Source organism: Treponema pallidum subsp. pallidum str. Nichols (assembly GCF_000410535.2).
GTDB lineage: Bacteria > Spirochaetota > Spirochaetia > Treponematales > Treponemataceae > Treponema > Treponema pallidum.
On the sequence record NC_021490.2, the window covers coordinates 432867 to 446886 of the forward strand.

Genomic DNA, 14020 nt, shown 5'->3' on the forward strand with positions numbered 1-14020 from the left:
GGAGCATGGAGTACTTTCTGACGGTTGTCATTGCCTGCGCGATTTCCCTCGTGATGGTTGCGTTCTCCCGCCAGCTGGACAAGGGTAACCGTTCTCTTGAAAAGGTCAAGCGCTACGCGGACTACATAAAGGAAGATCTTGAGTCATTCAGCGCAGAGAAGATTGCGATGCTCAAGGATGCGGCCATCGAGTTAAATGTAAAGCAAGAGCAGGCGATTGCCTCAGTGAAAAAAATGGATCACCTCTACGACCAGTTTATGAAGAAGTCTACTGCGCTTGCGGCTGCAAACATGGCGGTGGAGAAAATCCACAGGGAGGTTCAGGCATCAGAGAAGGACGTCTGTACACTCAGGGAACAGGTTGCCGTGGCGCAGGGTCTGATTGCTGAGGTTAATAAGGAGTCTTCTTTCGTCGACTCGCTGAGTAAACGCGTTGCGGCTGCAAAGACGCAGCTGCAGCAAGTGTCCGCTGCGATTCCTGATATGCAAAATGCATTTACGCGCGAGAATACCGCGCTTCTCCACCGGGTGCGAGATGGAGTACTTGCAGACGTACATAAGGAATTAGCGGTGTTGCAAACAAGGCTGGAAAAAGCGCAGGGGGAAAGCCAGTCTCTTTTTGAAGTTTCTGCAGTTAAATTGCGTGAGTTGTATGAAGGGGCATTTTCTGAAGCAACTGTGCGTGCACAGGTGCTGGAAGAAAATGGATTCGGTCAGTTGAAAGTACAGGCGGAAAATCGCCTTCTCCAGTTGCAGGAGGAGTTTGAAGGGAGCCTCCTTTCTTTGCAGCAGCACGTTATGCAGCGTGTCGAACAAACGGACCAGCACATCCAGGATTGTGCATCCCAGTGGTCTGTTCGGGCGCAGACATGTGAGTCTGATTTGAGTATACGTCTTGCGGACGTTACGGCGTGTGTGGATGAAAGCGTGGCGCAACTGAAGGAACAGATTACTACACAGGAGCGTGAGGTGCGTGCGCACCTGGAAGGGATCGAACAGTCGCTTTCAGGAGCAGAATCCGGTTTACGCGAGCGCGTGCACAAGAGTGTGACAAGTTTTCACGAAAACTTAAATAAGATTGCAGAGGCTTCTGATGCGCAGTTACAGCAGTACAGGAAGGAGATGGATGGACGCTGTAGCAAGTTTGACAGAGAGCTTGAGGGTATTGATGTCCTTGAGTCTCAGTTGCAGCTTGCGCGTGAGCGTACAGAACAGAAGGTGCGCGAAGAATTTGAAGCGTATGCGCAGGATCGTGAGCGGAAGCAGTTAGCGTTTGAGGCACAGTTGCAGCACAGTATGGATACGGTTGAGCACCGTATGAAGCAGCTGAATGACGAGCTGCGTGAGCTGAAGGCAAGTGCGTATGCAAATGCATCCGAGAAACTGCAGTCGGTGGAGGATAACTTTTTTGAGGTACTTACCAAGCGCAGCGACTCGTTGCACGCGCGCTTTTCCGAGTGGAGTGAAGGGATTGAGGGTCGTTTGACGCAACTTGCTCTAGAGAGTGAGTCTGCGCGAAAGGATCTTGAGGATACGTACCGCAAAGAGTTGCACACGCGGCTCAAGGATTTTGTGGAAGAATACAAGGGGCAGTGTACAAAACTGGGAGAGCAAATCCTCGCGATTGAATCAAACGTGAAGCAGCACATGCGCGCAAACGATGACCTGTTTCAACGGCACACGGAGAAATTTACCATAGATGTCGCGGCCTTGCACGATAAGGCGCATAATCTCATTGAGAGAGAATTGGAAGCAGTGCGGCAACGCCTGCGTGACTCTTTGCATGTTCACTCAAGTATGATTGAAACCGAAGTTCGGGATATGAATGTGCTCGTGCAGGAGATAAAGCAGGAGGCGCAGGGGGGCTGTGGGTCGGTCAAACGGGATATCGAGGCATGGAAGGCACACACCGACAAGCAGTTTGCGGATGCAAAGCAGTTGTTTGAAGGAAAAATTGCGCATTTGGTGAATCTTTCTGAGCGGGCGATTGAAAACCTGAGTGCGCGCTATGATATGCAGTATGAAGATTTTTCTCAGAAGAATGGTGAGTCTTTGCAAAGTCTGCGTGATGAAATAGGCAAGATGTGTGACACGATGCGGACGGTCAAAGAGGAACTGGGTGGCTATGTAAATACTGTGACAGGACAGCTCCATGCAGATGGTCGGCGCGAAAGTGAGGCACTGCACAAGACAGTAAAAGAAGCACGTGCTCAGGTGGACCGCACCTTGCAGGAGACACGAGACCTTGTGCAGGATTTGCGCGCGGAGTTTGGGGAGGCGCAGGTAGGTCTTCTCACTAAATTACAGGGAGAAAGTGACCGCTTTTCGCAAGTGCTGCAGGAGATTGAACGTAAACAGCATGAGTTTATCGGCCAGACTCGTATTTTTGATCGGGCGGACGAGTTGCGGGAGAATCTTGAAAAGGATATCGAGCGGCTGACTGAGACGGTGACCCGTTTCGAAGTGTATCGAGAGGCGATGGATAAGCTTAGTCTCCAGTATGAAAAAGTGAAACACTTTGGAGAGGAGGCGGAGCAGCGTGTTGAGAAGTTTATGCAGGAGCGAAAGAATATTGATCTTTTGGAGGGAGAGTTTTCAAAGCTTGCTGCTCTTTCTGATGCTATGGACAAGAAGATTGTTGAGCTCACGTTAGCGAATGACGATCTGCAGCGCTATCAGGTGCAAATTCGAAAGGTCAAAGAAGGGCTTGGCGATATCAGTACGCGTTATGAGCGTTTGGATAAGAAAGGTGCGGTGTTGGATCAGACGGTGCAGGACGTGGATAGAGCGTTTGAAAACTTGAAGGAACTTGAAAAGACGCTTAAAAATTTTAGGGGAGAATTGGAGACAGTAGATCCTCAATTGCAGCGTGTGCGTGCAGAAATTGCCGTATTGTTGGATAACCAGGAAAAGGCAGAGCGTGTGCGCTCGCGCATAGAGTGCGCAGATGCGCTGCTGGGAGAAATGGAAAGTCGTATTGAAAAGATACAGCATGCGCGTGAGTGGCTTGCGGGTACTGAAACTCGTCTGCAAGAAATTTCTAAGGTGTCTGAGGGGCAGTTGCGCTTGCTGGGTGATTTGATGCGTCAGGATCCAGCAAACAAAATACCCGGTGCGGGAGCGCCGCCCCTGGCTACACGTCAGAATGTGGTGAAGCTGCACAAAAGTGGCTGGTCTGACGACGCTATTGCGCACGCACTGAAGATTTCTAAGGGTGAAGTCCAGCTGATTTTAGAGTTGCCCGATATGGATTCGTTTTGAGATTAATGCAGCGCGCACGCGCGCGTTGGTAAAGAAGAGATGTGATTGACTGGATTGTCTTTTTTGCGCTAGCCTGGGGGCGCGCTCGTGTGTCCTGCGCGCTCAAGGATGAAAACAATGCCCCATCGAACTCTTTTGCAAATCACTACGGCGAACGGTGGCTGGATCCCACCGCTCGCTATCGGCGTCGTATGTCTGATCTTTTACCTTTTTGTTTTTGCGCCTAATCTGCGGGAACAGAAAAGGACGCAGGCTCTTATTAAGAACATAAAAAAGGGTGATCCTGTCGTTACTATCGGCGGTATCCACGGGGTGGTAAGCGTGGTGCGGGAGCACAGCCTTGTCATAAAGGTGAATGAGCATGGCACGCTCGAAGTCAGCCGCAGTGCGATTGCGCGCATAAACGACAGGAGAGGTGTTTCGAATCCTAAGACAGATTGCGATTCGAAGCCCGGCGTGCCCCTGACAGGTGTGGACAAGGAGATCGCCAGGTGAGTAAGAAGGCTCGGTTTGGGGTCGTGCTTGTTGTTCTTGCTGCGTGCTCTGGGTTTTTGTTCCCTACACTCCAGTGGTATTTTCTGACCGACGCACAAACGCGGCAGCGTGCGCTCAGCTCGCGCGAGCAGATAAAAGAGTACGCTGTGCAGAGTGCTGAGCGTGATCTTGCGGATTTAACCCGTCTTGCGCGTGCGGGGTCGGATGAGGATATCTCAGCGCGTTATGCACCGCTTGTTGCCGCTGCGCGCCAGAATCTTTCTTATTCGGGCAGACCGGCCCCTTCTCGCTGGACCGCTGCGGCACTCGTTTCTGCATTCCCCGTAAAAAGCGAGCAGGGTTTTGTTCTTTACGCGCGACCGTTGATGGAGCAGACGTACCGGGAAGCCGTCCTGAAGATGAAAAGGAGACAGGCCCAAGCTGTCAAGCTCGGGCTTGATCTTTCCGGCGGCACTAGCGTGGTGATTAAAGCTGATTTGAGCGAAGTTACCAAGGGAGTTCCGGATGCAGAGCGCGCCGCAATACGCAGCGAAGCGATGGCGCTGGTGCTTAGTACCCTTGAGAATCGTATTAATCGCTTTGGTCTTTCTGAGCCCGTTATTCGGAGGCAAGGGGAAGATCGCGTGTATGTGGAGATTCCTGGTCTTACTGACCGTGACCGTGTTCATTCTATCGTCATGGGTCGTGGTGTCCTGGCGTTTCATCTCGTGGATGATGATGCGACTCAAAAGCTTCTCGATCACTATCGCAATAACCCGCAGGGTACCTTCGACGCTGCGCATCAGTTGCACGATCTGTCTCTGGTTCCTGAGCACACCAGTGTGCTCGGAGTATATCGCAAGGATTCCTACGGACTTGATGTGCGCGACGGGTTTCTGGTTGTTAAGAAGGAGCCTGCGCTTGAAGGAAGACATATTCGTGATGCAACGGTGAGCTCAGGTCGCGCGAACGAGCCGTTGGTGCTGTTTGACCTGGACCATGAAGGAGCGCGTATTTTTTCGGAACTTACCACTAAGGAGATAGGGCGTCGCCTTGCAATTGTCTCTGACGGTAAAATTAGGTCTGCCCCTGCTATCCGGGAGCCGATAACAGCGGGCTCAGGGAGTATCAGTGGATTCAGTGCAGAAGAGGCGCAAAATCTGAAAACCGCGCTGCGCAGCGCCTGGTTAAACGTTGCGCTTGAAATAGAAAATCAGCAGGTTGTCGGGGCGAGTATGGGGGAAGAGAGTATTCGGCAGGGTACGCGCGCGCTGGTGTGGGGGCTGTGCGCGGTGCTCTTATTTATGCTGGTGTGGTATCAAGAAGCGGGCGTAAACGCTTGTGTCGCGCAGCTTTTGAATCTGTATATCATGTTCGGTGTGCTTTCAGCGTTTAATTTGACGCTTACGCTTTCGAGTATCGCGGGGATGATTCTCACTATTGGTATGGCAGTGGATGCGAATGTCGTTGTCTTTGAGCGTATACGGGAAGAACTTGCGCTGGGCAAAAGCCGCGGGGCTGCTGTGTGTAGCGGCTTTGAGCGTGCGTTTTGGGCAATTATGGATTCAAACGTGACGACGTTTATAGCAGCGCTTTTCCTTTCGGTGCTCGGTACCGGTCCTATTAAGGGTTTCGCATACAGTTTGGCTATCGGGGTGGTGTCCTCCGTATTTACGGCATTGTTCGTTTCCCGTCTGATGTTTGACTACGGGACGGAGGTTTTACACAAAAAGACCGTGCGCATTGGATGGAGGATTGCTCGCGTATGAGACAGGTGGTGCGTTTCAGTTTGCTGTTCCTGCCATGCGCGATACTCAGTGTAGTTCTCATTGGTGCGGGAGTGCTCCGTTGGGCATTGTGGGGGATGAGCTTTGGTATCGACTTTCAGTCTGGTTTGATTGAACGGCTGAGGATAGCACCTCCTGCTTTCTCTCTCGTGTACACCGGAACGCAGTCGATGCAGTTTTTTCAGGATGAACAGAAGGTTGTGTTTACTGTCTCTTCGCCTGGGGTGCTCGGTGAGCGTTATGAATTTTTGTATACGGAGTATCCAACCCTTCGTGCCTTCTCCGAGGGAGCAAAGAAGGTGGAGCACCTCAGTGTTACGCTCCATGCCCCTGAGACTGTGTACATGCGTGATACATTCTCCGGGGCGGAGGGCTCCACGTTGTCGAGTGCTTCGTGTTTTGTGCATTACTTCTCGGAGGACGTTCGTGCGCCAGGGGTGGAGGAGTTGCGCCGTGTGCTGAAGGATGTACCGTCTGCGGTGGTACAGCAGGTAGGGGTGCGCGCTGAGCATACCTTTCAAGTTCGCGTTGCAGCTGAAACTGCCTTCCCGTCCTCCCTTTTGCCAGAGCAGGGAGGAACTGCTCTGGCACAGTCCGATGCTCCCGATCTTGTTACCCCTCAAGGTGCGGTGGAAAGCGTGGTGTACGCGGCGCTCGTGCGCGCGTATGGAGCAGATCATGTGGTCCGTTTAGCGATGGATTTTGTCGGATCTCGTTTTTCTCATCTGTTGGTGCGTCAGGCGTTGTTGTTGGTTTTGGGTGCCTTGGTGTTGATTTTTTTATATGTGGCGCTTCGTTTTCGGTGGTTCTTTGCGCTTGGAGCGATAGTCGCGCTCGTGCATGATGCGTGCATTATGGTGTCATTCATGGTGTGGTTTGGTTTGGAGTTTAACTCTGCGAGTATCGCGGCGATTCTGACGATTATCGGGTACTCGATCAACGACACGGTGGTAGTTTTTGATCGGGTGAGACAGACCATTCTCCTGGATCCTATCGCGTCAGTGACGACAGTACTTGACCGATCGCAAACAGACATGCTCACGCGCACTGTAGTGACAACGGTGACGACGCTGCTTGCAGCGCTGATGTTGTATGTGTTTACCGAGGGAGGCAGTCGGGATTTCTCACTCGCGCTAATGGTGGGGATGGTCAGCGGCGTGTACTCGACCATTTACATCGCCGGTGGCTGTATCGCCCTGATCAGCCGGGGGAAGAGCGGAGGTCAGCTGCTCGGACTCTGAAACCCCGCACGCGCGGCTGTGTGTAGGAAAGGAAAGGAGAGAGGGAAGAGAGGGGACTCGGCGCTGCCGACTTTGCTATTTCTTCCTTACAATCGTTTTTCTTTCCCCGCGGGTGTGCAGGCTGCGCGCTTGCCTAAGGTGGAGCCGTTCTTTTTTGTTCTTTTCCAGAAAGTCAAGTGACCTGTTAAAACCTTGCAGAAATTTCTGCATCTCTTCTTCAAACACCACAACCGCGTGCCGGTCAAACCCGGCACCGTCGACGTTTTTGCTTTCTACTACCTGCAGAAATACATCTCCGACCCTATTTTCCTTCACATTGAAAAAGTAGGTCCGATTTTCCGCTTGCACCTCTGTAGTAAACAGCTCACCGCGTATCCCCATGCTGTACCTTCCTTCTGCTTATGAAGTCGTATCCGCACACGAAAGCGCACAGCGATCTGCCTCGCGCACCATGTCCGCGTGCAGCTGCAAAAGCGCAGCTTCCCCCGCCTCGTCATTACCTTTCAGATCCGCAGAAATTCTAAATATTGGTTCTGTCTTTGAACCGCGCATCCACACGAACGCCACCGCTTCTTGGTGCTCGTTGTAAAATTGGATTTTCAATCCTCCGTCAGCCGACCGGCTAAAATCCCCCGCCGCGTCCTGCTGCTCCCTCCCGCGGTACAATATCGGGCGGTACGAACAAATGCCGAAGCGTTTTTTTAACGTGTCTTTCTCCTGCGCCCACCTGCGTTCAAATACCCGCTGATATGCGCTCTTGAGGAGTGCATGGTCAGTCGTTCGTATCTGCAAGAGCGCGCGCGTATCGTGCGTTGGTGTAGTCGTGTACGCAGGTAGGCTGGCAAATAGATCCGATATCGTGAAGGCATGCTGCGCGCGTTCTGTTTGGTGTGAGTGCGCGCACCACCAGGCAAAGAGTCCTGGCTGTTTCCCATCCCCCCGCAGGAGCAAGAGCTTTAAGAGTGCAAAAACAGTATGCAAAGGATCACGTACTGCCGCCGGATGGAGAATGCTGCCCCCGTTTGATCCTTCCCCTAGAATGCGCACGCAGTAGCCTTCTTTCCGTAGAAGGTGTGCCTTCTCAATGAGGTGCGCCTCTCCTACCTCCGTGCGAAAAACGTGCACGTCTAAGAGCTGCGCGATAGCTTCTACACGCAGCGAGGTGGGACCATTGGTAACCAGCGCGATAGGCGGCGCGCGGTGTGGCTGCATACGGAGGTTGCGACTGAGTTCACAGATCTCCGACACAACCGAAAGAGCAAAGACTGCCTGTTCGTGCGGAATGACAGCGCGATTAAGGGTTTGGTCGTAATAGACAATATTTCCCCGATCTCCGTCACAATCTGGCACAAAGCCGAAGGCAATGGAGCGTTCTTCTGGGGATGAACCTCGCGTGGCTGCCTCGGTCAGTGCCTGCGCGCACGCGGTAAGAGAGGACCCTTCAGGAACTATGCGATGGCGAATATCCCCTGGCGTTTCGGCGATACTAAAAAGGGCGACACCGAGTGATTCTAGGAGGCGCCTATCTATGGAAGCTGCACGCGCACTTCCATTGAAATCAATGAGGATAGACAGGGGTGTTCCCTGTTCGCTGTAGGCGGCACGCTGCTGGGTAAAGCGATGGAAAAAGGCACGGTGCTCAGTTTCTTTAGGGGAATTTGCGATCACTTCCCTTATGAAGAGATCATAGCTGTGCAGGCTTTCTTGTTTGTGTGTTTTGTTGTACAGCAGCGGTTCGAGTATAGAGGCGTTGAGCGTGGCACAATGCTCTCGTATTTTCTGGAAAGAGGCGGGCTGTAAACACTGTGCGACGAAGTCTTCGCTCAGCTGTTGTGCCTGAGTAGGACTGAGCACGCCGCCGTCATTTAGGCCAAATTTAAAGCCATTGTATTCGATAGGATTGTGACTTGCGGAGATGTAGAGGAAAGCGTCGTAGTTCCTCGCGTAGCTTGCAATTTCGGGTATTGGTCCGACTCCGACACAACGCAGCGAACAGCCTTCCAGATGGAGGATAGCGGTGCAGATAGAACTGATAATCTCTCCAGTAGGGCGCGAGTCGCGCGCGATGACAACACGTGGTTTTGGGACCTTTTTTTTCAAGAATCGGGCGTAGCTGAGTGCTACCTGTGCGCTGAGTACAGCGTCAGCCTTTTGCGTGAGGGTGACGGTGCGCTCAGGGGTAAAAGCGTAGGGGAAAACCTTGCGCCACCCTGAGGGTGACCGGGTGAGTGATAGATGAAGCGGCTGCGCAGGCTGCGGCAAGGTGAGGGAGGTGATGAGTGAGTTGAGCAGGGACATGCGCGGAGGATAGGGCGCGGGTGAAGGAAGTGCAAGGGAGGTGGTGGTCTTGACAGGATGAAATCAGGTGTGGTCGGGTGTAGGGGCGGGGGAGAGGTAGGAATGGGAGTAGTGGAATGGGTAGGTGAGTGGATGCACGCGGTGGTGTGGAGCTTTCCGATGGTGGTGCTGTTGCTGGGGACGGGGTGCTACGTGACGGTGTGTATGAAGTTTTTTCCTGTGGTGCGGCTGTGGTATGTATTAAGACAAACTATTGGGGGTCGCGGAGGTAAGAAGGGCGGCAGTGGTGAGGTGAGTGCGTTCCGTGCGGTGTCCACTGCGCTTGCAGCGACGTTGGGGTCTGGAAATATTGTAGGGGTTGCGACGGCGATTGCGATTGGGGGGCCTGGGGCGATATTTTGGATATGGGTGACGGGGATATTCGGGATGGGAACGAAGTTCGTGGAAGTGGTGTTGGCGGTGTACTATCGGCGTCAGACTGGTGATGGGCGTTTTGTGGGGGGGCCGATGTATTATCTGAAAGACGGAGTGGGAGTTCCAGGGGCTGGGGTACTTGCGAGTTTGTTCTGCATATTCAGTGTTATCGCGTCCTTTGGGATAGGAAATATGACGCAGTCGAACTCGGTGGCTCTAGTGTTCGAAGATGTGTTTTGTGTGGACGTGCGGGTGACCGGGGCAGTGCTGATGGTCTTGGTAGGCTTAGTGAGCGTGGGTGGGTTAAAAAGTATCAGTTGGGTGACTGGGGTAATGGTGCCTGGGATGGCGATTTTGTATGTATGTGTGGGCGTAGTGCTGGTGTGTTGCAATACGCGACAGCTGGTGCCAGTGTGCTGGGATATCGTGTCCGGGGCGTTTGCCGGGACTGCAGCAGTTGGGGGGTTTGCAGGGAGTGTGGTGCGTCAAGCGATAGCGGTAGGTATTAGCCGGGGGGTAGCGGTGAACGAGGCAGGGCTTGGGACTGCTCCTATTGCGCATGCGGCGGCTATTACAGACCATCCAGTGCGACAGGGCTTGTGGGGTATCTTTGAAGTATTTGTGGGGACAATGGTGGTATCTTCGGTGACGGCATTTGCGATACTGCTAACTGGTGTCTGGCAAGGGGGTGCGTCTGGAGCGGCGTTGACGGTGCAGTCGTTTGAGCGTGGGCTTCCGTTTGGGATTGGACAGTACGTGGTGGGTGTGAGCGTGCCGTTGTTTGCGTTCACGACGATGCTAGGTTGGTTGTACTATGGGGAGCGGTGTGCGGAATTTTTGTGTGGACCGCGCGTATGTCCGCTGTACCGGGCCGTGTGGTTACCGTTTGTGTACGTGGGTGCCGTGGGGAGTTTGAGTAGCGTGTGGAATATCTCGGATGCGTTCAATGGACTGATGGCGTTGCCGAACCTGGTGGGGCTGTTATTTTTGGCTCGTCAGGGGATGCGTCTACGCGAGGAGTTTTTTGCGCAGCAGGAAGGGTAGGGGGGCGCGGCGTTGGATGTCGCACGAGAACGGCGTCGCTGTGCATGGCAATGTAGGGGTAGAAGGTGCTCGGAAGTTCTTGGAAAGTAGGTGCGTTTTGAAAGAAGCGGAGGGCGGGGAAATCTGTTGGTCGGTGATCGTAGAAAAGAAGGTAGATGATATCCGAGTCAAAGGCGAGCAGCACGGTGGGTTTCTGTGTGCGGGGATGTGGGGAGATTTCGTAGGCACGGGTGAGGAAAGGATCGCGGGTAGGGATAGGACGGAAGAAGCACATGTGACCGGTAAGGAAGGAAAGGTGTTCCGCCGCCAAGGTGTGGAAGGCGGCACGCTGCGCGTCCGACTGGAAAAGTGTAGGATCGTAGGGTGGGGTATGTACGGGGGACCAGGAGTGGTCCGCGTCTTCTGCGCGCGAAGCGGGGGCGCACAGCGCACTGAGTGCGAAAAGGGCGCAGGCGGCGTATCTAGCGATGTGGCCATCCATAGGGTGTATCTCCTTTAGGGTGTGCCCGGCGTGACTGCCATGCAGTCTTGCGCATGAGCGTGCGCATCCTCTCGAAATTCTTAATTAAACGGTTAACATCAGCCACCGAAGTGCCTGACCCTGCCGCGATGCGCCGCCTCCTTGAGGGGCCGATAATGAGAAAATTGTCACGCTCTTGCACGGTCATCGATTGAATAATCGCCTTTTGACGCTTGAACGCGCGCGCGTCAAGAGCATCGGCAGAAACGGCTACCGCTAAACCGGGAATCATCTCCACCAACGAGTGCAGCGGTCCCATTTTTTCTATAGTTTGCAGGTGGTCGAGCATATCGCTGAGCGTGAAACGCTCGTGCGATTGCGTTTTCTTCTGCGCACGCGCATGTTCCTGTGCATCAAAGGCTTTTTGCGCCTTTTCCACGAGAGAAACGATGTCCCCCATACCCAGAATTCTTCCGGCGGCTCGCTCGGGATGGAACGGTTCAAAGTCCTGCGGTCGTTCACCGGTTCCAACAAACAGCAGTGGCTGACCGGTAATACTTTTCAAAGACAGTGCAGCTCCGCCGCGGGTGTCTGAATCAAACTTACTGAGCACAACGCCTGAAATACCCACCGCGGCATGGAACTCTTCTGCAATGCGCACCACAGTCTGACCGGTTAGAGCGTCTGCAACAAGGAGTGTTTCCACAGGAACCAGTGTTTCTTTGAGAAGGATTAACTCCTGCATGAGCGCGGCATCCACGTGGAGACGGCCAGCAGTGTCAATGATAAGTACGTCATTGCCGTGTGAGCGCGCGTACTGAAGCGCACCGCGCGCCGTATCAAGAGCACACGGCTGCTGTTCGTGCGGCAGCGCATGCTGGTACACGGGAACGCCAATGTGCGTGCCGAGAACGGCCAGCTGAGCACTCGCTGCGGCACGAACGTGATCGCAAGCGGCCAGGAGAGGGGAGCGACCTGCATCCTTCAGGTACGCAGCAAGCTTTGCTGCGCTGGTAGTTTTCCCCGATCCTTGGAGCCCAAGCAAGAGAATAATCGACTGCGTATCGGGCCCCTTAAGATGCAGCGACCGCGTATGTTCACCGAGGAAGGCAGTTAGTCTTTCGTGTACAATTTTTATGAATTGCTGCGCAGGGCTAACCGACGCAAGCACCGTCTGTCCCTGCGCGTGTTGTATGGTCTGATTCACAAAGCGACGCACTACGCGAACGTGCACGTCGGCGTCTAACAGTGCGCGCTTAATTGATTCTACTGCTTCTTGAATATTCCGTTCGCTGATAGTTGCGCGTCCTCCCAGCGCTCCTACGATACGTTTAAAGCTCGCGCTCAGTTGCTCAAACATGCTCCCCCCTTATCTGCTGCAGTGAGCTTTCCGCCTGCGTGGTGCTGTGCCGGCGGGTGTGCACGGCCATGCGCACTCCTTCTGCAAAAAAGATGAGCGCGCACAGCACGATCACCCAATCTCTCATGCGCGCATAGTACGTGCGCACTACCGGGTACACTGGAACGTGGAGCACCGCGCTGGTGGCCTGAAACAACGGAAACGCGGCGCGCGTTTTTCCCTCTGGGCCGATGACGACGGTATAGCCAGAGTTTGTAGAGCGCACGAGGGTGGTACGCAGCTCTATGGCCCGAAAAAGAGAGACAACATAGTGCTGCCACTCTGCGCTGGCAGTTTTTGACCAAGAGTCGTTCGTAAGATTAATAAGGAGCTCACTCCCCTGTGTGTGCAAAGCGGCGCAGAGGGAAGGAAAGGCATCTTCGTAACAGATGGGAGTTGCGAAGCGCACGCTGCCTCCTGCGGCGCACGGCACATGAAACAAGCGCGGCCCTGGCCCTGGCGTCCAGCTTTCGGAAAAGCCGGCGAGCATCTGCGCCAGTCTTTGTACAGATGTCATGTGTCCCCAGGGAATGAATTCTGCAAATGGCACCATCTGCATTTTGCCATATACCTGCGCCACGTGCCCGTCTGGGCGGAGCAAGGCCACTGCATTGGCGTATCCACCTTTAGTGGAGTTACCAGACAGTCTCAAGGGGGTTCCCACCAGAAGGGGCGCGCCGAGCGTGCGCAAGAACGCCGAGAAAGGTCGTGCCGCTGGCAATGCGTTATACACGTGACGGTACTGTTCGTACGGATAGCGCAGACTAGACTCGCTCCAAACCACCATGTCGACAGGTGCGCGCGCAGAAGCGTGTGTGAGTGTTTTTTCTTTTCTGTAGGGAGTAGTCGGCAGGGGGGGAGCTGTTTGCGTACGAAGGGCTGTCTCAGTCAGATGTATAGCGGTGGTGAGGTTTTTTTCGAAGGAAGTTGTATCCCACGGATCTGCATTTTGCTGTACGATTGCCAACGCGAGCGTGGTACGTGGAGCCCCAAGGGTGGCGATGCGGTAGGCACCGTAGAGACTGCACAGGCAGTACAAGCAGCCGGTGAGGAGCCAGAGACGGAACACAGGGACGCTGTCTCTCTTTTTTATGAAGAAGTGGAGACTTTCTGCAACGCACGCGTTTGCGAGCGGGATGAGGAAGGAAAGCCCCCAGACGCCGGTGATATCAGCTATCTGTATGAGGTGCGAGAGGCTGTGCGCGGTCATAGGGACCGTACCCCACGGGTAGGCGAGTATACCGGTTGACTTTACCCATTCCCAGAGGGTCCACACGAGCGCAAAAGCGCAGGCACGCGCGGGCGCCTGCTTGCGCAGGATGCATGCGAACGCTACGCCGAAAGGAAGCGCATAGAAGAAGTAACCGACAGTTGATGCGCCGAGGGTGAAGAGCGCGAAGCCCTGAAAGTTTTTGAGCCAAAAGCTAGAACACGCGTGCACGAGTGCGACGAACAGCCCATAAGAACAGGCAACGTGTTTTTTTGCAGGGGAGAGGAGGAATCCAACGTACAAGGGAACAAGCGCCCCCAACCCTAGCACGGAGGAACCGGCGAGCCAAAACTCGTTGGGAATCGCAAATGCCAAGAGCACCGCCGAGGCGGCGCTTGAAACAAGAGGCGCTGTGCAAAGCATAACTTTCCCC

General features: G+C 54.1%; 9 protein-coding genes. 5 read left to right on the top strand and 4 right to left on the bottom strand.

Features of this window, described 5'->3' with window-relative positions:
- The first annotated feature begins 5 nt into the window (after nucleotides 1–5).
- From TPANIC_RS01995 to secF, 4 genes are all read left to right on the top strand, one after another.
- A complete protein-coding gene (locus tag TPANIC_RS01995) occupies nucleotides 6–3260 on the top strand; it encodes a SpiroCoCo family coiled-coil protein (protein ID WP_010881856.1) in 3255 nt (1084 codons plus the stop codon).
- 108 nt (nucleotides 3261–3368) lie between these two features.
- On the top strand, nucleotides 3369–3755 hold the full coding sequence (yajC, locus tag TPANIC_RS02000) for a preprotein translocase subunit YajC (RefSeq protein WP_013945065.1): 387 nt from the start codon (nucleotides 3369–3371) through the stop codon (nucleotides 3753–3755).
- Nucleotides 3752–5503, top strand: a complete 1752-nt coding sequence (secD, locus tag TPANIC_RS02005; protein ID WP_010881858.1) for a protein translocase subunit SecD — start codon at nucleotides 3752–3754, stop codon at nucleotides 5501–5503. The genes yajC and secD overlap by 4 nt, the downstream gene beginning before the upstream one ends.
- Nucleotides 5500–6762 (top strand): protein translocase subunit SecF, encoded by a 1263-nt coding sequence (secF, locus tag TPANIC_RS02010; RefSeq protein WP_010881859.1) that lies wholly within the window; start codon nucleotides 5500–5502, stop codon nucleotides 6760–6762. The genes secD and secF overlap by 4 nt, the downstream gene beginning before the upstream one ends.
- Nucleotides 6763–6837: 75 nt before the next feature.
- Here secF and TPANIC_RS02015 read toward each other — a convergent pair whose 3' ends face one another.
- The gene (locus TPANIC_RS02015; RefSeq protein ID WP_010881860.1) at nucleotides 6838–7143 is read right to left on the bottom strand and encodes a PUR family DNA/RNA-binding protein; all 306 of its coding nucleotides are present in this window, start codon (nucleotides 7141–7143) and stop codon (nucleotides 6838–6840) included.
- Nucleotides 7144–7161: 18 nt separating this feature from the next.
- Nucleotides 7162–9060, bottom strand: coding sequence for a phosphoglucomutase (locus TPANIC_RS02020; RefSeq protein WP_010881861.1), 1899 nt, complete (start codon nucleotides 9058–9060; stop codon nucleotides 7162–7164).
- Between the two features lie 57 nt (nucleotides 9061–9117).
- Here TPANIC_RS02020 and TPANIC_RS02025 point away from each other — a divergent pair, with 57 nt between their 5' ends.
- On the top strand, nucleotides 9118–10518 hold the full coding sequence (locus TPANIC_RS02025) for an alanine/glycine:cation symporter family protein (RefSeq protein ID WP_235214099.1): 1401 nt from the start codon (nucleotides 9118–9120) through the stop codon (nucleotides 10516–10518).
- Between the two features lie 461 nt (nucleotides 10519–10979).
- On the opposite strand, the gene ffh is transcribed toward TPANIC_RS02025, so the two are convergent.
- Together ffh and lnt are read right to left on the bottom strand one after the other, a co-directional pair.
- A complete protein-coding gene (gene ffh / locus TPANIC_RS02035; protein WP_010881864.1) occupies nucleotides 10980–12338 on the bottom strand; it encodes a signal recognition particle protein in 1359 nt (452 codons plus the stop codon).
- Complete coding sequence (gene lnt / locus TPANIC_RS02040) at nucleotides 12331–14010, bottom strand: apolipoprotein N-acyltransferase (RefSeq protein WP_014342416.1); 1680 nt, start codon at nucleotides 14008–14010, stop codon at nucleotides 12331–12333. Before lnt ends, ffh begins: the two co-directional genes overlap by 8 nt.
- Nucleotides 14011–14020 lie beyond the last annotated feature (10 nt).

What these genes read in the sequence shown, in the direction of transcription:
- TPANIC_RS02020 (WP_010881861.1), bottom strand. Translation starts at nt 9,060, where the DNA reads ATGTCCCTGCTCAACTCACTCATCACCTCCCTCACCTTGCCGCAGCCT.
- TPANIC_RS01995 (WP_010881856.1), top strand. Translation starts at nt 6, where the DNA reads ATGGAGTACTTTCTGACGGTTGTCATTGCCTGCGCGATTTCCCTCGTG.
- secF (WP_010881859.1), top strand. Translation starts at nt 5,500, where the DNA reads ATGAGACAGGTGGTGCGTTTCAGTTTGCTGTTCCTGCCATGCGCGATA.
- ffh (WP_010881864.1), bottom strand. Translation starts at nt 12,338, where the DNA reads ATGTTTGAGCAACTGAGCGCGAGCTTTAAACGTATCGTAGGAGCGCTG.
- TPANIC_RS02025 (WP_235214099.1), top strand. Translation starts at nt 9,118, where the DNA reads ATGAAATCAGGTGTGGTCGGGTGTAGGGGCGGGGGAGAGGTAGGAATG.
- TPANIC_RS02015 (WP_010881860.1), bottom strand. Translation starts at nt 7,143, where the DNA reads ATGGGGATACGCGGTGAGCTGTTTACTACAGAGGTGCAAGCGGAAAAT.
- lnt (WP_014342416.1), bottom strand. Translation starts at nt 14,010, where the DNA reads ATGCTTTGCACAGCGCCTCTTGTTTCAAGCGCCGCCTCGGCGGTGCTC.
- yajC (WP_013945065.1), top strand. Translation starts at nt 3,369, where the DNA reads ATGAAAACAATGCCCCATCGAACTCTTTTGCAAATCACTACGGCGAAC.